Here is a 21,864-nt window from a genome sequence, read left to right as displayed (position 1 = left end):
TATGAAATCATTATTAAAGATCATGACCACAGTCTTCGTCATGTTGCTATTATTATTTTCTACACAAACCATTTTATCACAAAACGATACTATTTCTGGTATTGCACTTATTAAAAAACTACTAAAAGAAGATGCTTTATACGAAGCAAAAACGGAGTTAAACAATCAATTAAATTATTTTCGTGCAGAAAAAACAACAGACAGTTTAATTAAATACATTTCGCTTGTTGGAAGTTTAAAATTAGCTAACGGAAATCACGATTTAGCCATTAAAAATGCTGAAACTTTTGGAGATGAGTTATATAAATACAACAACTTATATGTAAATAAAGAAGTCCTTTTGGAATTATCTTGGATTTATGATGATGCTGGATATACCGAAAGAGCATATAAAACCTCTGAAAAAGCCCTAAAAATTGCAGAACAAATTACAGACCCAAAAAAAGCTGACATTAGTGGTATTTACCATAATTTGGGGTATTTAGCCTCTAATCTAGGAGATATTGTTCTTGCAAAAAAACAATATGCCATTTCCATTAAAATTATGGAAAATGCGCCAGAAAAAGATTTTGAATCTCTTCAAAAAACCTACAATTCTTTAGGAGGCATGATGTGGTATTCTGCAAAATTGGATAGCAGTTTGTATTATTTTAATCTTTCCTATAAAATGTTAGAAAAGGCTGAGAAAAATCCTATGAATTTATATTATCGTCCTGCACTAGTTAAAATGAATGTTGCTGTTTTAAATCATTCTCTTGGACATATCGATGAAGCTATAGAATCATCCAAAGAAGTCATTAGTAGTTTTCAAAAATATTTAGACGTTTCAACCGATGAATCTAGAAAATTAAGAGCCCTAAAAAACCAATTAGCTGCAATAGATAATTTAGGGTCATTTTATCATTCACTTGGAGAGTTTGAACGTGCAGATGAGCTTATTACATATTCATATCAAAAAAAATTAAAAACACTTGCTCCAGACGATTTTAATATTACAGTGTCTCAAATTATTTCTGCTCAAGCAAAAATAGGTTTACGCGATTTTGAAGTTGGCAATGAACTAATAGATCAAGCTCTTGAAAGAATTAACACCAGTAAAAACACACAATTATATTGGAAAGCAAGCGCATTATCTACTAAAGCAGAAATTAGCGACAAATTAAACGACCCCAAAAGTGCCGATACCTATTTTAGTGCTGCCTATACCTTATACAAAAAATCTTTAGGTGAAAACGAATACAACAGAGGTTTTTTAGACGAAATGATTGATATGTCGCAGTTTTATGCTAAGATTAAAAATTCAGAAAAAGCTATCTCATTAGCTAAAGAAAGTTATCATTTTATAAAAACAAGCGATTATAAAAACACGATTCAAGGCTTTCATCATATTTTAAATTTATCAGAAGTATACTACAAATTAAAAGATTATAACCAAGCATTAACGTATAGTAATGAAGCACTTAACTTATTAAACAATAAAAACCTTTCAATTACAAAATTTACAGATTCTATTCAAATTCAATACAGAAAACCAAAGGCCTTATTGATTAATGCAAAATCCAAATATTACTTGAATTCTGATAAATCTGAAACCTTTTTGATAAGATTACTAAGTCAGTTAAATAATGGTGTTGAAATTCTCAATCAAAGAAAAGAAATCATTAAATCTTACGACGATTTAAGCTTACTTATTACAGAAAACAACGAGCTTTTCGATTTTTCAAAACAATTGCAATTGGACTTGTATCATCTAACAAAAGACGAATCTTATCTCGTAAAATTATTAACCATTCACGAATCTAGTTTATACAATCGAATAAGATCCCGATTAAATTTAAAAAATAATATGACTTTCGCCAATATTCCAAATCAGGTTTTGGCACGTGAGACAGCTTTAAAAAACAAAATGAATGCCTCGATTGAGAACTCAGTTGATGGAAGTTTTGAAACTTTTTTTAAAGCAAATTACAATTGGGATGTTTTTTTAGATTCTCTAAAACAGGACTATCCAAAATATTACAAAATGCGTTATGCATCTATTGAAGAACCTCTAAATACGATTCTTAAAAACATACCCAAAAATACAACTCTTATTCGTTACTTATTTAGTGATACAAATTTGTATGCTGTGATACTCACAACCAACGAAAAACATATTTTTCAATTAGATTTCAAAAAAGCTAAACAACTTATTGTGAATCTTCAAAAGGAACAATCCAACATCGATCAAACAAGTAAGCACTTAAAAGAGTTATATGCAGATCTTTGGCTACCATTTGAATCGAAAGTAACTACAGAAAAAGTTATAATCTTTCCAGACAAAGAATTATTCAACTTAAGTTTTGAAATGCTTACTCCAAAACAAATAAAATCTTATACAGATCTAACTACAAATAGCTTATTATCAAAACATACCATCTCCTACAATTACAGTTTATTTTTAATTCACGAAGGAGATAAACCCATTGGTTTCGATTCTAATTTTATAGCCTTTGCTCCAGAATTTAACGACAGCATGAAAACAGACTATCAAATGTCAATTACAGATTCTTTAACACTAGACAAAGCCTATTTAAAACTCCTTCCGCAACCCTTTACTAAAGAGCTTGCAGAATCTTCATCTCATCTTTTTGAGGGCGAATCTTTTTTAAATGAAAAATCTACGGAACAGATTTTCAAAAACAACGCAAAAGAACATAAAATCATTCACATTGGCACTCATGCAGAATCGAATAATATTTCCCCCGAATTATCGCGATTGGTTTTTGCAAAATCTTTAGATTCTCTAAATACAGAAGACAACTATTTATATACGTACGAAATATACAACACCAATTTATCTTCTAATCTGGCCATTTTAACAGCTTGCGAAACTGGCAAACCTACCTTCCAACCTGGAGAAGGCATGATTTCTTTAGCACATGCTTTTAACTATGCAGGAAGTGAAAGCATTTTAACAAGTTTATGGGAAATAGACGAACAATCTAGTGCACAAATTGTGGATATGTTTTATAAAAACATTAAAAAAGGGATGTCTAAAGACAAAGCATTGCAACAAGCAAAAATAGCATACATCAATAAGTCCAAGGGTAGAACCATAAATCCAGAGTATTGGGCTGGACTTGTTATTATTGGAGACACTATACCAATTCAGATTCAAAGTAACCCCAACCTAATCTTTTGGTTATTTGGTATTACAATTATTATAATACTAGTAGTATTCGTTAGAAAAAAACGAAGAAAATAAAAAAGTCGTCAATTTATTGACGACTTTTCCCTCCAATAATCAACTTCAAAACTGATTCTCCAAACAATTTAGTTGACTACTTCTAAAATTAATAGCAACCATACATCGCTTAAAATAAAATATGTGAGCAAAACTTAGTTATTAAAATAACAAAGCCATATCAAAGCACATTTGAAGTTTTACATCTTTTTGGCTGATTGAGCGTTTTGTTTGTTTTTTTTAATACTTTAGTACTATAATATTAACTACAATAAAAGAGCCATTTTAAGTGATAAACAAATCCCTTACTGTTATTTTTTTTATCGCATTTTTTTATGCGATGTCTCCAATTTGTTTTGCCCAAGAGACTGTAAAAGACACCATTAAAACAGCTTCGGAAACCCCTTTTAGAAAAGGAAGATGGTTAACAGGATTAACAGGGTTTATAGGTTCTGGTTCTACTGAAAACACAATAACTCATAATAAATCTATCAGTAATAGATATCGAATTGAAATTAATACTGGAAAATTTGTAAGAGATCGAATTAATATTGGGCTTTCTGCCAATATGGAACGTAGTAATTTTGAAGAAAAAAATGTAGCTGAAAGTACTTCAGAAACATTTTTTATTGGTCCAAAAGGTACATATTACGCTTCTAATAGTGAAATAGGCTCTATCTTTTTTAGCTTATCTCCAGGATATGCATTGTATAGAGATCAAGTTGGAGCAATCATTGAAAACGTTTATACAGAAAACACAAATAAAGGAGGCGGGTTTGGTTTTCTATTTACTTTTGGCTTCGCATATGTTATTCACGATCGCGTATCCTTTGACTTAGGTTTAAATTATAATGTGTATTGGTTAGATTTAAATCAAGAAAATTCCATAAACGATAAAACAGACAATGTGTCTTTTGAAGTTAGTAATTTATCCTTTTCTTTTGGATTCAAAATTTTGTTAGATAGCAAACCACTATAATGAAAAAACTATTTTTCTTGATATTATTTTGTCTATTTATGGTGCCAAAAAACTTTGGGCAAAACAAGGACGATGTTATTAAATCTGATACTATAAATAAAAATAAGAAATTTCAGTTTGTAGCTATTCCTATTGTATTTTATACTCCAGAAACAAGTTTTGGCTTTGGAGCTGGAGCACAAATATTCTTATTAAAACAAAAAAACATTTATAACGATCGAGTATCGAATGTTTTTGTAGATTTTATAATGACCTCTAATAAGCAATTTATTATAGACGTTATCCCACAAATATATTTTGGTAAAGGAGATTATTTTTTGGATATGAATTTTAAGTGGAAAATATTTCCAAACAACTTTTGGGGAATTGGCAACACGACTCCAAACAGTAACGAAGAATCGTATGATATGACTTCGCAAATTTTAAAAGTAAGCTTCTTAAAAAGGTTGCCTCCTTCGTTAAATTTTGGTTTTGAGTTTATTTATGAAAATCATGATGTTACAAAAGTAGTAGAAAACGGACTTTTAAGTAGTGGTGATATTGTTGGTAGCGATGGCGCTGTTATTAGTGGTTTTGGCGCTATTTTTAACTTAGACACCAGAGATAATGTTGGATCTCCAATTTCTGGGCATTTACTTAAAATGAATGCACAATTCTCTAGTGAACTTTTTGGAGCTACTCAAACTTATAATAAGTTTATTGCAGATTTGCGTACCTATCAGAAATTAGGAGACAAGAGTATTATTGCTCTTCAATTGTATTATGAAGGAAATTTTGGAGACCCTCCTTTTCAAGGTCTTGCTTGGTATGGTGGAGGTAATCAAGCACGAGGCTACTATCAAGGTCGTTTTATAGACAAGACTTTATATTTAATTCAAGGTGAATATCGTTACCGGTTTAAACCACGTTGGGCAATTGCTGGTTTTGGTCTGTTTGGAAAAGTTGCAAACGACCAGAAACAATTATTTAGCTTAAACGATTTAAAGCCTAGTGCAGGTGGTGGTATTCGGTTTAAACTCCTAAAAACCCAAGATACTTGGGTGAGGCTTGATGCTGGTATTGGGATAGATGGTAGTAATGGTATCTATTTTGGTATTAATGAGGCCTTTTAAAACTCAAAATTACAACTACATAATCCCATATTATTTTTCAATCTTATCTAGTTTACTGAAAATCGATTTCACCCTATGTTAACACCTAATTGTTAATATTATACAAACTGGCTTGTGCTAAACTTATTAAAATTCATTAGTTTAGCATAACACTAACGCATCGATTTTTAATAATCTATGTATCACATTAATTAAAACCACTAACCAATATGAAATCAATTTTACAATATAACATCAAAAAATTATGCTTTGCCTTTGTTTTGTTTTTTTGTTCAGTACAAATAAATGCTCAAATGGCCTGTGGCATGCCAGATATTACACCTGATGAAGCTAGAGCCCTAATAGAAGATCTTGAAATTCTAAGACGCGCAGATGTGTCGCCTACAGGTTTAATTACAGTCCCTTTTCAAGCTCATATTGTTAGAACAGATGCTGGTACTGGAGGTCCTAATGCAACAATTGTTATGAATAACATTATTGCTGCAAGAGATAAATACTTGCCTTATGGTATTACTTTAAATATATTACCAATAAACTATATAGACGAGACTGATTTAATGGTTTTAGGAACCAATGGAGTTGGAGGCTCAGGGTATACTGAAGGCGATAATATCCTTCAGTTAAACAATGTACCCAATGTAGTGAATGCATATTTTGTAACAACAGCCTACGGGTCAAGTGGAGGAGCCATTGGAGGTTATGCTAGATTCCCTTGGAATTTACCAAATGATTATTTTGTGGTTGTAAACAATAGTGCTGCCGAAAATGGCGCTACAGTTGCACACGAAATGGGTCATTATTTTGGCTTATTACATACTTTTGAAACAGCTTATGCTGTAGAATTAGTTAATGGATCTAATTGTGATGTCGCAGGCGATTTATTATGTGACACACCAGCAGATGGTTATCATACTTATGGAGATGCAAGTGGCGCTTCCTGTGTTTACTCAACTGGTACGGATACTAATGGCGATCCATATGCTGCAGACGAGACACAAATTATGTCTTACAACCAACCTTTTTCTTGTGTGTCAAACTTTTCCCCTGAAGCAGAAACGCGTATTAGATTTTATATGGGTAAAGAAGATCCAGGAAATACAAGAGCTTATTTATTTCAACCAAACACAATCTGTAACACCTATAATGCAACACTAGGTGCAGGAGGTACAGTAAGTATTTCTGGGGCAGATATAGATGGGGGCACTACAGATCCTAATGGAGATACAGTTACACTAACTGCAAGCCCTTCGTTTTTCACCTGTTCTGATGTTGGCGACCATACAGTTACTCTAACAGCTACTGATCCAAATGGATTTACTAACACTTGTACCACTACAGTTACAGTATCTGATAATGTAGCACTCTCTGCTGTATGTACAAGTCCTACAATTTCATTAGACAACTCAGGAATTGCAACTATTACAGCTTCAAATATAGATGGTGGTTCTGCTGTAGGAAACTGTGGTTTAGATTCTGAATACCTAACAAATGGTATTTCAGATGTTACTTTAACATCGGCTACAGCAATTGATGCAGCTGCATTTGGAAATATGTTTAATATAAAAGCAATAAACCCAATAACAATCAACTCTTTCGATATTCGTGCCAATATTGGAGGCCCGGAATCACATAGCTATGATGTGTATTATAAAACAGGATCTTTTGAAGGTTCTCAATTTGCAATTGGTGATTGGACATTAGTTGCAAGTACCACATTAACAGCAAATGCAATTGGAACATTAACACCTTTAAACCTATCATTAAATATTGCAGTAGCAGCTGGAGAAACAGTTGCATTTTGCATCTTTGCAAGTGACGGATCTACTATGATTTTTGAAAACGGAAATGCTGTAGGAAGTTTATGGACTAGCGATTCTAATATGGAGTTTTACGAAGGTTATTTGTGTTTTGGCCCTTTTACTGGAACAAATGGTCCTCACGTATTTAATGGTAACATCGTTTACAGTACACCAACTGTTTTTGATGGAAATTTTGATTGTACAGATATTGGTGCGCACACCATTACTCTAAATAGAAAAGATAATGCTGGAAATATAGCAAGCTGTGACTCGACTGTTACCGTAGAAGACAATATGGGACCTACGCTTTCTTGTTTAGCAGATTTTACAATAGATAGCTCTGGAAACTTTACACTTCCAGATTATTATGTTGGAGGATCTGTAACTGTTGTAGATAATTGTGGTATTAATACTGTAGTACAAACCCCAGCTTCTGGAACTAGTCTAGCACATGGTGTACATGTCATAAGTTATTTAGCTACAGATGTTAATGGAAACACAAACTCATGTTCGTTTAATTTAACGGTTAATGACAATACCTTAAGTATTGCTTCTGTTGAATTAAGTGTGAGTGACATTTTATTAGCACCAAATCCAACAACAGCTAAAATTACATTAACTAATAATAGTATGGTTAAATTAAAATCTGCTGAATTATTAGATCTTAATGGACGCTTATTGAAGACCTTTAATTTAGAACACATGCAATTAAAGAAAGATATTGACCTGTCTAATTATGCAGATGGTTTATATTTAATTCGTATTGCTTCAGATAAAGGAAGTATTACTAAACGAGTTGTTAAGTATTAAAAAAACAATGAAAACTAAAAAAAAGCCTTGAAATTACAAGGCTTTTTTTTTATAAACTATCTGGATTAAATATAACCATAAACGAAAACTACTTTACCTTATGTTTAAGGTTCAAGTATTATTTGCTTACTATATTTCTTTAGCATCCTTTTTCATCACTATAGTTCTGTATGGGAATGGAATTTCTATACCTTCCTTATCGAAACGTTTTTTAATACTTTCTAACACATCTATTTTAAGCTGAAAACTATCGCTATAGCTTTTCCCCCAAGTCCAAGCTCTAATGGTCATTGAAGAGTCGTTTAGTTGCGTTAATGCCGTTTTTACTACTGGATTACCTTCTTGTATCTCTAAGTCTGTACGATTATCTAAAATAAGTGGATGTCTTTCACATTCTTCTTGCATGATTTTTTTTGCTAAATCAATATCACTATCATACGATATACCAATTTCTATTCGTTCGCAACATTTAAGTTCTCCCATATCATAATTAATAAGTTTTTCTTTATTAATAATAGAATTTGGAATAACAATCATCTTATTTTCAAAATTACGAATTACTGTATGTCTCAGGGTAATATCTGTTACCCTACCTACCATTGTGTCTGTAACCTTAATGAGATCACCAATTCTAAATGGTTTAAACGTAATAATAAACAAACCTCCTATAACGTTTGCCAAAGCTTCTTGCGCTGCTAGTCCTGCTATAATAGCTAAGACACCTGCACCTCCTAAAGCTGTTTGCGCAACGCCTTTAAGTGAAGGAAACGCTAAAAGGCACAAAAGAATTCCCACAAAATAAATAACAACAAGAACAACGTATCTTAAAAATTTAAAACTCGTTGGATCATGTTCGCTTTCTATCTTTTTTTGAATATCGTGTTTAAACCACATATTAGCAGTTGTGGCTGCAATTACCGTAAGTGATAAAACAACACCAATATAAAGTACTATTTTAAAATCATCGGTTAAGGTATTATGCCTGCTTTCATCTGCAATAAGGTAAGTCAGTGCAATTAAACCTAAAACAACCCACAAAGTATTAAGGATTCGCTTTAATATTTTTAAAGGTCTTGATGGTTCACCAGGGAATTTCCTCTCTTGTTCTTTGGCTAACCAATGGTGTAATTTATTTGTCAACATTCGTAAAACGATAATGACAACAATGATTATTAGCCCATAAATTAAGTCTTGCTTGTATGTCTCTAAAAATTCTGTCATAATTAATTTGATTTTTTTCAATTTTGCAGGAAGCAACTAATCTAGTTTATAACGGATCATTTTTAATATCTTTTATTAAAATACAAATCTAACATGAAAACTGTCATATCTTATTAAAAAAGCAATCCAAAACTTTTGAAAAATATTTTTAACAAAGTCGATGTACTAAGTAAGTTACGAAGAAATTTCGCTAGGACTATATCCAAATTTGTTCTTAAAAGCTATACTAAAGTTCGAAAGGTTGTTGTATCCAAAATCTAAATAAATGTCTGATGCTTTTAATAGACCTAGCTCTAAAGTGTCTTTAGCTTTTCTAAGTCGCTTATCTTGTAACCATTTTCCTGGTGATTCTTTATATTCGTTTATAAAATGACGCTTAAAAGTAGATAAACTCATATGACATAAAAAGGCGATTTCTTCTAGCTTCAAATTCGAGTAAATATTGCGTTCTATAATTTTTTTAAAAGGTGAAATATCATTTGATATTAAAGACTGTAGATAATCTTCAAATTTAATTCCATATTTATTAATTAGATAGAGCATTAATTCTTCAAATTTTACAGAAAGCAAATTGTCCATAAAAATTGCAGGTGCTTCACTGATAGTAGATAATGAATTTAAATAAGAGGTTATATAACTATCATTTTCAATCACAAAATATGCAATTTCATCTTTATTAGGCTGGTAGTTATCTACATGTTTATCTAAAAACTCTAAAAGTTTGCTCTCTGAAAAAAATAATAGTTTGCAATAATAATTAGTGTCGGTATCTAATAACTCGGTCCAAAGCCAATTTCCTTTTTTAAGAAGTAAAGATTGATTTTTATTTACAATTACAGAAGCATCTGCAAAATGCACTTGCTTCTTTCCTATCTGCAAAAAACTGAACATATTCATACTCAAATTGACTTTACTCTTCACGACATCGTTAGTCATTTTAAAGTCATAAACAAACACATCCTTTGTAGTATTAGGATCCTGAATATAAATTTCTGGCACGTTTTCTATCGACATTTAGCTTGTTTAAGCTTGCAGATAACATTCTATAAACTACACGTTATGTGCAATATTTAATCTTCAAGTCTGCAAAATACTATTCATTGCTTTTATTAAAACTCGGGTTTTATATACCAAAAGGCAACATATTTAAAGAAAATTATCTCAAATACGAATTAAGCATCCAAAGTGTTTTTTCGGTTTCAGAAATGTAATCGCTCATCAAACTTACGGTTCCTTCATCATCTGCATCTGCTGCAAGAGAGAGAATAAGACGTTCTTTGGTTATTAAAGTCGAAAAGTTCTTTACAACAATTTCCACACATTTCTCACCATCTGCAACACTTTTTGCTTCAGGGATTTCGGTTGTTTTAAGATAATCTGTGTATGTGTGTAAAGGCTCACCTTCTAGAGTTAAAATACGCTCTGCTATTTCATCTATCTTTACAAAAGCATCATTATATAGTTCTTCGAATTTGTTATGTAATTCAAAAAATTCCTTTCCTTTAATATTCCAATGAAATCCTCTTAAATTTTGGTAAAAAATCTCATAATCTGCTAATAAAATATTCAGTTCAACAACTAATTTCTCAGCCTTTTCTCTTTCTATTCCTACTAAATTTTTCATGTCTTAAAATGTATTATTTTTAAATATATTCTTTGAATAATAGCACAAAAAACTTATTCTTTTCATGCTTTATAAATGTATTCAAATATAGCCATATTTTTTCTGATTAAGAAGGATACATGCTAGTTTTATACTGAGAAACAGGCAAATTAAAACTGTAATTGACAACCGTTTTTAATCAATTACTTGTGGGTGTTTCTAATTGTAAGCAATGTCCAAAATTTCGAAAACCCTTTCTTCCTTTTCTAGTTTTAAAATGGCTTTGTCACCAACTTTTTTATGTGTTAAAATTTTAGATATTGGCGATACAAAAGAAATTTTTCCTTTAGAAATATCTGCCTCATCTACACCTACAATCTGATATTTTTGAACGTTTTTTCCAGCTCCTATTTTTAAAGTAACGGTTGCTCCAAAACGGATTTCATTTTGTGGTTGTTTATTTAGGTCTATTATTTTAGCTGTAGAAATTCTATAATTTAGCAATTGTAATTTTGCATTTATGTAGTTCAACGTTATTCGCCTTTCATTTTCATTGGTAATATCTAGATGTTCAATCTCATTTATAAGCTTCTTTTTTTCATATAAGAGTTCATCCATACCAACTTGTGTTACGTAATTGGTTACTCCTCTAGGTAAATCTGCTCTAGGAGGCACTATAGGAATTTCTTCTTGATCGTCTTCTTTTACAAATCCTCTACTCATAATTTACTTGATTTTTAATAACTTTTTTACCGATATTACAAGATCAATTCTTTATTTAATTGATTGTTAGCTTTACTATTTCTAAATAGTATACCATTCATAATTATTGGATAAAAAAAAGAGGATTACTAACAATTAGTAAATCCTCTTTCTTGCTATTAATCAATTATAACTTAAATTGCTTTTGCTCCAGCATCTGCTACTGCATGATCGTTTTCAACTGAACTACCACTAACTCCAATAGCTCCAATAATATCACCTTGTGAATTTTTTATTGGAATTCCTCCTGGAAACGTAATTAATCCGTTATTTGAATGTTCTATATTATATAAAGATCCTCCAGGCTGAGATAATTCACCTACAATTCCTGTGTTCATATCAAAAAAACGTGCTGTTTTAGCTTTTTTAATAGAAATATCTAAAGACCCTAACCATGCGCCATCCATTCTTCCAAAAGCTACTAAGTTTGCTCCAGCATCAACAATGGCAATATTCATTTTAGTATCTATAGCTGTTGCTTTTTGTTTTGCTGCTGTAATTGCTTTTTCTGCTTGTGTTAATGTAATATTCATAATATTTTGTTTTAGTATTGTTATAATTATAATGCAAATATACTACGAGAGTAATGGTATCTATTTACCAAAACAGTTCAACAACTTATGAAAAAGGCTCAAATATTAATAACAAAAGATTAATGTATCATTTTCTGAGAGTTGGGTAACGCAAACACATATACTAACTAGGGTTGGATAACTAATTCATCTCAATCCATGAATAGAACAATCACGTTAAAGATTCTTATTTCGAACGAATCAATTATTAAAAATTAAGCTTGAGCTTTTTTTGAATCCATTCTCAAAATTAGATACCCGATGACTGCAGAAATAAAGGAACCAATAAGAATACCTATTTTAGCTGAATCTATAAATTCTGGTGAAGAAGCAAAGGCTAAACTAGCTATAAAAATGGCCATAGTAAACCCAATACCTGCTAAAAATGAAACTCCTAATATTTGTTTAAAACTTATATCGCTTGGAATTTCAATTAATTTAATTTTTTTAGCAAGCATTACTACCGAAGATATCCCGATACCTTTACCTAATACTAAACAAATTACGATGTTGGTTACCAGGGCTGTGTCTAAATATTCTGAACTATCTATAAGTACACCTGCATTGGCAAGTGCAAATATTGGTATAATAAAATAAGCAACCCAGCCATGTAAATTATGCTCTAACTTTTGTAGTGGGGACTGGAATTGTGCAGCCCAATCTTCTAAATCATCAATATGTCTAATCTGTTCTTTTGATAGAATTGGTTTTTGAAGAACACTAGCATTCTTAATATCTTTATATACATTCTCTAATTGTATTAAAAATGTTGTCGTATCAATTTTTTGTCTAATAGGCACAGAGAATGCCATTAAAATACCTGCTACGGTTGGATGAATTCCAGAATTTAAAAATAAGAACCAAATAACTGTTCCGAAGAAGAAAAACATATATTTTGAGTAAAAGCCTTTAAATGAAAACACATATAAAACAGCAAGCATGCCCAAGGCAACCAATAAAAGACTAATATTAATAGTCCCACTATAAAATAAGGCAATCACTAAAACAGCACCAATATCATCCACAATTGCAAAAGCTGTTAAAAATATTTTGAGACTTAAGGGCACACGCTTACCTAAAACATTTAAAACTGCTAAAGAAAAAGCAATATCTGTGGCCATTGGAATCCCCCAACCTTTTGTTGTTTCAGGATTTTGGTTCAACACTAAAAAGAAAATCACTGGAACTAACATTCCTCCTAAAGCACCAACTAAAGGAAAGGCTATTTTTTTCATGGAATTAAGCTCACCGATGAGCAACTCTCTTTTTATTTCTAAGCCAATAAGAAAAAAGAAGATTGCCATTAATCCATCATTAATCCATAGTATTAATGGCTTCTTAAATTCGAAGCTATCGGTTACTATACCTATATCATACTGCCAAAGTTCTCTATACACATTCCCAAAAGACGAGTTTGCCCAAACTAGAGCAATAATTGTTGTTAGTAATAATAAGATACCACTAAAGCTCTGAATTTTTACGAATTTTTGAAATGGAGTAAGGAATACTTTTTTTATCATATAAGTTAATTTTGACTATTGTATATGCTATTATTTATTTAAATCGGCATGTTTGAAACCCAAATTTAAATCAATATTACAAAAATGGCGACAATAATCTAACCTATTATTCCCATAAATAAATTTACTATATCCAGACGACCAAATTTACCTATCAAATTGTTCAGTATTTTAAATAGTTATTTTAAAATTCTGGTAAGTTTATTGACCTTTATAAAGTATTAGTACTAGAGACAACTTTAGAAATATAAAGTTAAGGACTGGCTCCCTAAACCATAATACAATTGATAATTTTAAACGATAATTTATTTTCTATTGAAAGTTGGATAAGGAATAAATTCAGTTTCATCTCCTTCAATTTTATCGAAGGATTGCGATATCCATTTCTCTTTTGCTTCAGCTATTAAGTCTTTATCTGAAGACACAAAATTCCAATCAATAAAGCGTTCTTCAGGAAATGGCTCGCCACCAAAAATATAAATGGTACTATTTTCCTGAATAGTAAATTGGCAAAGTGTGCTATCTTTTGCTACTAACAGTTGTTTAGGTTCATAGATATTTCCTTCACTTTCTATAGCGCCTTTAAGGATATACAAACCAGCTTCACCGTATAGCTCATTACCTATATTTACTATTTGTTTTGATTTGCTTTTTATTTCAATCATAAACAGTTTACTAAAAACTGGAACTGGCGATTTTTTACCAAAGGCCTCACCTGCTATTAATTTAAACTGAATATCTCCTTTTGTCCAACTTGGAATGTCGTTTTCTTCAATATGAAAAAACTCCGGTTTCATTTGTTCTAAATCTTTTGGCAATGCTACCCAAATTTGTAAACCGTGCATATATAATTGTGAGTGCCTTAAATACTCAGGGGTTCGCTCGGAATGAACAATTCCTTTCCCTGCTGTCATCCAATTGACTGCTCCGGGTTTTATTTCTACTTCATTACCAAGTGTGTCTCGATGCATGATACTACCTTCAAATAAAAAAGTAAGCGTTGAAAGTCCGATATGTGGATGTGGTAACACATCAAAATTTTCGCGCTCACTTAATTTTACTGGTCCCATGTGGTCTATGTAAATGAAGGGGCCAACCATTCGCTTTTGACGAAATGGCAATAAACGACCTACCATAAACTTGCCAATATTAGCTGCTCTTTCTTCAATAATAAGTTTGATGTTTGACATAATTTAAATGCAGTTAATTTAATGTTTGTGTAATTTTTTAACCAATTTTGGTGAAACAGATGTTGAGTAAGCACTATAAGAATTCACCAACAATCCTTTCATATCGCCTTTTTTTGAAGAAATTGCATACAAAATACTTTCATTATCCACATCGGACATTTCTTGAAAACGAAATACACCATCAACTTCAAATTCATCTATTTCTAAAACTTCATCGTGTTTTTTACACTCTATTGTATCATCCTTAGTACTAAAGTTATGTGTATAACCTTTTAGTGTTAAATCGTTAATAGCTTCTGATAAGCTTGTGTATTTTCCCATTTTATAATCGTTTTATTTGTTTAGTTTTTAATTTTCCAAATTGATCCGTTTTTTGTAGTCAGTTTTTCTAAAGCGTCCTTTTTTGAAAGTTCATTTAAAATAGATTCACTTTCTTTTCTTGGTGTTCCTGAAAGCTCAGAATATTCTTTTGCTGTAAGCGATGAATATATTGAAAATAGTGTTTCCCAGTTTTTACTGTATTCGCTTTTTATAGCATTAGGATTTAATTTTAAGATTGCCATTTCGTAAAATGCATAAGGTCTTGTACCATATACTATTTCTTTATTTCCAACATTGTCTATAAAAAAAATCGTTGGAAACCCTCTTACTCCAAGCTCTCTCCCTAATTTTAAATCGTCTTGAAACAATTCTTTTGCTTTGCCTTCAAAATCGATTTTTAATTGCTCAACATTAAGTTCTACTGTTTTTGCAGCAGTTGCTAAATGCTCCCACTTTGCAATATTCTTCTTTTTCAAGAATACCATCTCTCTTATTTCTCGCATAAACAATTGAGCTTTCTTGTCGTCTTGCATTTGAGCAGCTTTAAATGCAATGGAAGGTGGATAAGATGAATCTAAAGGGTCTTCCAACCACAAATCGCCATCGATAGGCATATCGTAATGCACACTCACCTCGTCCCAATGATCTGCCACATCTGAAGGTTTACCAATGCCACCACTGTTGTAACTCCAATCTGGCAATAACCCTCCCATTCTATATTCTATTTCAACGGTATTGCCATATTCTAATTTCAATTTACGTAATTGTGGTTCAATTCCCCAACAAGATGAGCAAATAGGATCCGTATAATAAATAAGTTTTACAGATTTCTCTGTTGATTGTACTGAACTATAAGATGACGTATTTGTTGTTTCATCTGTGGTTTCGCACATACCAGTTTCTATATCGCATAAAAGCGGATTGTTATTAATTTTTTCGTTATTCATGATTTCTAAATTTACTGCTGTACTTCTTCCGAAGTAGCAAATTCTTCCATTTTTGCAATTAAATTATTTTCAATCGTATATATCTGAACCCAATCTTGTTTTAGTTCTCTTCCAGATCGTTTTACTCTTTGATGTTCTCGACCTAATACCACAACTGTATTATCTTCAACGATATATTGTAGCGGTTCAAAGTTGATGATTTCGGTTCTTTCCATAATATTATTATAAAAAGCTCTTACACCTTCCTTCTTTTCAAATCTTCCTTTCGGGATTATTTGAGTGCCATGATAAATCCAAACCGTATCGTCTGAAACAGTTGCTACAAATTTATCTGCATCACCACTGCTAAATGCAGCGAACATGTTTTCTACTACTTTTTTTGCTGAATTTTTCATGTTTATAAAATTTAATTTTTGTGATAAAATCCATTACAAATTCTATTTAAATTTCTTATCCCTTCAATTACTAGGTTTCGGTGCCCATTTGTTAAAAGGCGTCATATCGAAATTGTTTACCTCATCCATTGTTAAAGCTAGTGCTTTTGCAACACCTTGTCCGTATTCTGGATCTGCTTTATAACAGTTTCTAATATGTCGGATCTGAATAAATTTTTCAGCTCCACCTACTTGCGCAGCTGTATTTTTAAATAAAATATCGGCTTTACCATCGGCTTTAATAATGCGAAACAAGTCGCCTGGTTGCGTGAAGTAATCTTCATCATCATCCCTAAAATTATGCGCATAAGCACTACCATCTAATTCTAAAGGTGGTTCTTTTGCATCTGGTTGTTCTTGCCATTCACCATAACTATTTGGCTCGTAATGTAAGGTGCCTCCATGATTTCCGTCGACACGCATGGTGCCATCTCTGTGATTAGAATGATAAGGACAGGTTGGTTTATTTACAGGAATTTGATAATGATTTACACCCAATCTATAACGTTGCGCATCACCATAAGAGAACAAACGTCCTTGAAGCATTTTATCTGGTGAAAAGCCAATTCCAGGAACAATATTTGTAGGATTAAAAGCAGCTTGCTCTACATCCTGAAAATAGTTTTCTGGGTTTCTGTTTAATTCAAATTCACCTACAGGAATCAACGGGAAATCTTTTTTAGACCACACTTTGGTTAAATCGAAAGGATGAAAACGGTATGTTTTAGCTTCGGCTTCAGTCATTACCTGAACAAATAGTTTCCATTTTGGGAACTCTTTTCTTTCAATAGCATCGAAAAGGTCTTTTTGAGATGATTCTCTATCCATTCCTACTACTTTAGCTGCTTCCTCATCAGATAAGTTTTTGATACCTTGTTGCGTTACAAAATGAAACTTTACCCAATGTCTAACATTGTCTTTATTGATAAAACTAAAGGTATGACTTCCAAAGCCATGCATGTGTCTGTAACCAGTTGGCAAACCACGATCACTCATGGTTATGGTAACTTGGTGTAATGATTCTGGCAGTAATGTCCAAAAATCCCAATTATTATTAGCGCTTCTTAAATTGGTTTTAGGATCGCGTTTTACAGCACGATTCAAATCTGGAAACTTCATTGGATCGCGGAAGAAAAATACTGGTGTATTATTTCCTACTAAATCCCAAATACCTTCTTCGGTATAAAACTTCAATGCAAACCCTCTAATATCTCTTTCGGCATCAGCAGCACCTCTTTCTCCAGCAACAGTAGAAAATCGGCTAAACATTTCAGTTTTTTTACCGACTTCGCTAAAAATTTTGGCTTTTGTGTATTTAGTAATGTCGTGAGTAACTGTAAAGGTTCCAAAAGCTCCCGAACCTTTGGCGTGCATTCTTCTTTCTGGAATGACCTCTCTATCAAAATTTGCCATTTTTTCAAGAAACCAGGCATCTTGCATTAACATTGGACCTCGTGGCCCTGCTGTTTGAACGTTTTGATTATCTCCAACTGGTGCTCCAGTCTGTCTGGTTAGTTTTTGTTTTTTTTCTTCCATTTTAGTTGGTTTTATAATGATTTATATATGAATGTATAACGTAAGGAATCCTAACTTTAAATAAAAAACTAAGGTGATTTTCCTTACAACTAAAGATACTTATTATTAACGACAAATGCTATATTCACAATTTGCTGAACCTACTATTCTGGATTAAATAAAGCTATAACACCTTCATGGTAACTTATGTTTTCAATATCATGGATTGATAAAATATTCTCTAATTTTTGATATTCGAAATGCTATCATGATGTTTTCTAATCATCCCATTCATCACGTATCTCTTTCATAATATCATCGTAACGGACTTTTAATTCTGCTGAAATAGATTTAGAGGATTTATGTATTTGTCGTAATTGCAAACCCAAATAAATACTAAATAATCCAGCAAACAAGAAACTTAATGCTATTAAAATGACCACGCTCATTCCTGCAAATAAGGGATTCCATATTAATATAAATGAAAAAATGGTCCCTATAATTCCAAGTCCTAATAACACTCCCCAATTTTTACTGCCATATTTTTTAACATCTAGTGCAAAACTAATAGCGGCAACCGAACGAAATAGAATAATAAAACCAATGTAAAATGCCAGAACACTTATGGATAAGGCTGGGTGTATTAAAAGTGACGTTCCAACAATAAATGTTAAAATACCAAATGCTAAAGACCAACCCCAATTTTCTAATTGATGTCTATTGATAATGGAAAACACAATTTCTGATAATCCTCCAAATAAAAACGAAAATGCAAAAAGGATAGACAATGTTAATAATGAGCCAGCTGGCGACATAAACACAATAACACTAACGGCAACAAAAAATAATCCCACAAGTAAGGGGATATACCAATGTTTTATAGCTTCTTTAATTGATTTTAAAAATATTTTTTCCATGATTTTATTGTTAATAGTTAGATCTATACTCTATTATTCTTTTTGAATAAATAGAAGCTTATTAAATTACAATTTAAAACTCATTACAGGACGCTTAGAATGGTTTGCAAGATTTTCAGAGATACTTCCCTTAATGAAATGGTTTAAGCCTTTTCTTGCATTCGTTATCACAGCTATAGCATCTGCGTTTATTTCGTCTGCGTACTGTATAACGCCATCTTCGATAGTATATCCAGCAATGAATTTCACTTTATTAGAACCTCCTGCTTTTTCAAATTCCTGCACTTTTAAATTAAATTCTTTCGAGCTTATAAAATTATTATTAGGTCTATTAACATACACAAGATGTGTTTGACTTCCTAAAATTGAAAGCAAATTAGAGGCTTTCTTATATGTGTTAACACTTTCTAAACTCATGTCTGTTGCCAAGACAACATTATTAAGGTTAAAATTTTCAGGGTTTGATTTTACAATTAAAACAGGTGTCGAACTATTACGCACCATTTTTTCTGCATTGGAACCTGCAAAAATACCATCTTGAAGTGTGATACCTTGAGATCCCATAATAATTAAATCTGCATTCAATTCTTTAGCTACAGCATCAACTTCTTTATAAACTTTATGCTTTTTAATTACTGGAACCACATTAACTCCTTCTAAATAATCCTTTTCTAAAAAGGACTCAAATTTCTTTTTTGCAAGAGATAACATAAAAAACATTTCGTTCTTGCTTTCATTATTAGAAAGTGATATTAAAGAATCTGACAATTCTAACATATGTAATACATTTAGAGTTGCATTGTGCTTCTTAGCTAATATAGCACCTGTTTGAAGTGCAAATTCTGATTGTTGAGAAAAATCTACTGGTATAATTATGTTTTTCATGATTTTGTATTTTATTTTTTCTAATTGTTTTTTTTTAATATTAATTACTTCACTAATTCTTAAACTGTTTAAGTCATTTTTTTTATATTATGGATAACGCCTCCATCCACTAAAATATCGGTACTTGTTATAAAACTAGCAGCATCACTAGCTAAAAAACATATAACATTTGCAACATCTTCTGGTTGGCCGTTGCGTTTTAAAGGAGTTGCCTGTTTTATCGTTTCCATGCGTTCTGGGTGTTCTTCTGCTGCTTTTAATGCCATTGGTGTTTCAATAACTCCTGGTGAAACCGATACAATTCTTGCTCCTTTTTGACCCCATTTGTCAGCATGCTTATGCGTTAACAACTACACACCTCGCTTTGCAAAATTATACATGAGATCTGAATCGTTATTTACAAACCGACTCACAATATTAAATGATTCTGGTGCTTGAGGATTTGCAAGCGCCTCATCATAATCCTTATTTTCAGGAACTGTATGTGCCATCATAGACGATAATAAAATAGCTACTGAATCTTTTTCTGCTAGTTTATAAAATGCATCTACTAAAAGTTCTGTTGCTATTAGGTCTATGGTGTAAACTTTTTTTAAATCTTTAACTGTTCCACTAACGCCTGCAGTATGAATCATGGCTTTTAATGAGCCATGATCGGCAACATATTTTATTAGCTTATCAATATCATTTTTATTTGTGATATCACAGGCAATTCCCTTAACATCAAAACCTTCTTTTATTAATTCTTCTACTGTGTCATCAACCTTTTCCTGGGAGTAATCTGTTAAGATTAATGGGTGATTTTTAAAAGCTCTAGCACAAGCTTGACCGATTCCTCCAGATCCACCAGTAATAACTATAGCTTTTTTTTGAACATTCATTATGGCTTAATTTTTAATTATTTATTATACAATTTTAACTTTAATACTAAAGATAGAATTAATACCTAGTTATAGCACCAAAGCCGTTAAATTTTGATAATTCATTTTTTGGAAGAAACACCACATCGCCTCCAAAGCTCATGTTTACCTCAATCATTTCATCATAAATATCATCTATTACATTTGAATCGTTTCTCTGGAAGTCTGACACAAAAGTCATGTCGTCCGTTCCAATAATTGCTGGCTGATACAAACCTTTCTCTATAAAAAGCGTTTGCACTCTTCCTTTATTTAAAGCTTTCCAAATCTCAAAAGTATCACTCAAAAATTTATTATCGGAAACGGCTTTGAGTAGTTCAGATTTTCTTTCTGCATTTCTTTTTTTATTAAGAACTTCAACCATTTTCCACGCTTCACTTACAATAGCATGGGCTTTTTCTGGAATTCTATTTTTATTTAAAAACGTATCGAAAATACTGTCTTTCTTATCGGCTATTTTTAAATACTCTGGATAATTTTCTTCAACTGTAGAAATTAAAACTGGTAATGGATTTTGACTTCTAATAGCATTAACTTCTTTATCCACTTGGTTAAAAAATTCTGCAATTAAATTCCTTTGTCTTGATGAAACAACCGGCTCCATTGTGTTTATATTATCGAATTGTGTATTTATAATAGGAAAAGGCTCATTAAATTCTCTTACCACCTTATCGTTTAATGCTTCTATCAACCGTGCTTTTTCCTGACTTAACACCAATACATAATAATTGGATTCTGAATGCATGGCTCTAATAACATCTCTTGTTGAAAAGGTGTTATCTATAATTACTCGATCTGTTACTTTTATTGGCAATCTGATATACTCAGAAATATCATGATTTACAAATAGAATTAAACTTTCTAGATTATGACTATGATCTATTTGCTCTGCTAGCGATTTTAATTTATCCACTAACGCAATAGTATCTCTTTTTGTTTAATCTTCCAGAAGCCTGTTTTCAGCTTCTTTAATTAAATTTTTTAGAGTTAATTCGTCTTTCAGATAATCTGGTTTTGTTCTGTGTGAAGTCATGATGATAGTAATACAATTTTCAGAACTTATATTTTTGATTTTTTTTAAAGTTGTGTTCATTATTTATCTTTTAAATTGTTAAACTTTTAAATTGATTC

General features: G+C 31.6%; 18 protein-coding genes and 1 pseudogene. 4 read left to right on the top strand and 15 right to left on the bottom strand.

Going from position 1 to position 21,864, the window contains the following annotated elements; genetic code table 11:
- Nucleotides 1-22: 22 nt before the first annotated feature.
- From ACI5KZ_RS00430 to ACI5KZ_RS00415, 4 genes are all read left to right on the top strand, one after another.
- Nucleotides 23-3,247, top strand: a complete 3,225-nt coding sequence (locus tag ACI5KZ_RS00430) for a CHAT domain-containing protein (RefSeq protein ID WP_406846572.1) — start codon at nt 23-25, stop codon at nt 3,245-3,247.
- 319 nt (nt 3,248-3,566) lie between these two features.
- Nucleotides 3,567-4,205: a hypothetical protein gene (locus tag ACI5KZ_RS00425; protein WP_109307558.1), complete on the top strand. Its 639-nt coding sequence runs from the start codon at nt 3,567-3,569 to the stop codon at nt 4,203-4,205.
- Nucleotides 4,205-5,317: a BamA/TamA family outer membrane protein gene (locus ACI5KZ_RS00420; protein ID WP_406846571.1), complete on the top strand. Its 1,113-nt coding sequence runs from the start codon at nt 4,205-4,207 to the stop codon at nt 5,315-5,317. The genes ACI5KZ_RS00425 and ACI5KZ_RS00420 overlap by 1 nt, the downstream gene beginning before the upstream one ends.
- A 209-nt stretch (nt 5,318-5,526) precedes the next feature.
- Complete coding sequence (locus ACI5KZ_RS00415; protein WP_406846570.1) at nt 5,527-7,926, top strand: HYR domain-containing protein; 2,400 nt, start codon at nt 5,527-5,529, stop codon at nt 7,924-7,926.
- A 129-nt stretch (nt 7,927-8,055) separates the two neighbouring features.
- Here ACI5KZ_RS00415 and ACI5KZ_RS00410 read toward each other — a convergent pair whose 3' ends face one another.
- From ACI5KZ_RS00410 to ACI5KZ_RS00340, 15 genes and pseudogenes are all read right to left on the bottom strand, one after another.
- Entirely contained in the window at nt 8,056-9,147 is a 1,092-nt protein-coding gene (locus ACI5KZ_RS00410; RefSeq protein ID WP_109307555.1) for a mechanosensitive ion channel family protein, read from the bottom strand.
- 174 nt (nt 9,148-9,321) lie between these two features.
- Complete coding sequence (locus ACI5KZ_RS00405) at nt 9,322-10,161, bottom strand: helix-turn-helix domain-containing protein (RefSeq protein WP_406846569.1); 840 nt, start codon at nt 10,159-10,161, stop codon at nt 9,322-9,324.
- A 142-nt stretch (nt 10,162-10,303) separates the two neighbouring features.
- Complete coding sequence (locus ACI5KZ_RS00400; RefSeq protein ID WP_109307553.1) at nt 10,304-10,771, bottom strand: Dps family protein; 468 nt, start codon at nt 10,769-10,771, stop codon at nt 10,304-10,306.
- A 198-nt stretch (nt 10,772-10,969) separates the two neighbouring features.
- Nucleotides 10,970-11,473 carry a GreA/GreB family elongation factor gene (locus ACI5KZ_RS00395; protein WP_109307552.1) on the bottom strand — a complete coding sequence of 168 codons (504 nt, stop codon included), beginning with the start codon at nt 11,471-11,473 and terminating at the stop codon, nt 10,970-10,972.
- 173 nt (nt 11,474-11,646) lie between these two features.
- Nucleotides 11,647-12,045, bottom strand: coding sequence for a heme-binding protein (locus tag ACI5KZ_RS00390; protein ID WP_109307551.1), 399 nt, complete (start codon nt 12,043-12,045; stop codon nt 11,647-11,649).
- 254 nt (nt 12,046-12,299) lie between these two features.
- On the bottom strand, nt 12,300-13,604 hold the full coding sequence (gene nhaA / locus ACI5KZ_RS00385) for a Na+/H+ antiporter NhaA (RefSeq protein ID WP_406846568.1): 1,305 nt from the start codon (nt 13,602-13,604) through the stop codon (nt 12,300-12,302).
- Nucleotides 13,605-13,909: 305 nt separating this feature from the next.
- A complete protein-coding gene (locus ACI5KZ_RS00380; protein WP_109307549.1) occupies nt 13,910-14,794 on the bottom strand; it encodes a pirin family protein in 885 nt (294 codons plus the stop codon).
- Nucleotides 14,795-14,812: 18 nt separating this feature from the next.
- Complete coding sequence (locus tag ACI5KZ_RS00375) at nt 14,813-15,115, bottom strand: phosphoribosylpyrophosphate synthetase (RefSeq protein ID WP_406846567.1); 303 nt, start codon at nt 15,113-15,115, stop codon at nt 14,813-14,815.
- Between the two features lie 20 nt (nt 15,116-15,135).
- The gene (locus ACI5KZ_RS00370) at nt 15,136-16,062 is read right to left on the bottom strand and encodes a ClpXP adapter SpxH family protein (RefSeq protein WP_406846566.1); all 927 of its coding nucleotides are present in this window, start codon (nt 16,060-16,062) and stop codon (nt 15,136-15,138) included.
- Nucleotides 16,063-16,073: 11 nt separating this feature from the next.
- Nucleotides 16,074-16,457 (bottom strand): nuclear transport factor 2 family protein, encoded by a 384-nt coding sequence (locus ACI5KZ_RS00365; RefSeq protein ID WP_109307547.1) that lies wholly within the window; start codon nt 16,455-16,457, stop codon nt 16,074-16,076.
- A 63-nt stretch (nt 16,458-16,520) separates the two neighbouring features.
- The gene (locus ACI5KZ_RS00360; RefSeq protein ID WP_406846565.1) at nt 16,521-18,032 is read right to left on the bottom strand and encodes a catalase; all 1,512 of its coding nucleotides are present in this window, start codon (nt 18,030-18,032) and stop codon (nt 16,521-16,523) included.
- Nucleotides 18,033-18,289: 257 nt separating this feature from the next.
- The gene (locus tag ACI5KZ_RS00355; protein WP_406846564.1) at nt 18,290-18,928 is read right to left on the bottom strand and encodes an HdeD family acid-resistance protein; all 639 of its coding nucleotides are present in this window, start codon (nt 18,926-18,928) and stop codon (nt 18,290-18,292) included.
- Between the two features lie 66 nt (nt 18,929-18,994).
- Nucleotides 18,995-19,813 (bottom strand): universal stress protein, encoded by an 819-nt coding sequence (locus ACI5KZ_RS00350; RefSeq protein ID WP_109307544.1) that lies wholly within the window; start codon nt 19,811-19,813, stop codon nt 18,995-18,997.
- A 68-nt stretch (nt 19,814-19,881) separates the two neighbouring features.
- Nucleotides 19,882-20,694, bottom strand: a pseudogene (locus tag ACI5KZ_RS00345) (SDR family oxidoreductase).
- 58 nt (nt 20,695-20,752) lie between these two features.
- On the bottom strand, nt 20,753-21,646 hold the full coding sequence (locus ACI5KZ_RS00340) for a hypothetical protein (RefSeq protein WP_406846563.1): 894 nt from the start codon (nt 21,644-21,646) through the stop codon (nt 20,753-20,755).
- Nucleotides 21,647-21,864 lie beyond the last annotated feature (218 nt).

This window comes from Xanthomarina sp. GH4-25, from assembly GCF_045363175.1.
GTDB lineage: Bacteria > Bacteroidota > Bacteroidia > Flavobacteriales > Flavobacteriaceae > Xanthomarina.
This window is presented reverse-complemented; position numbering and strand designations above follow the sequence as displayed.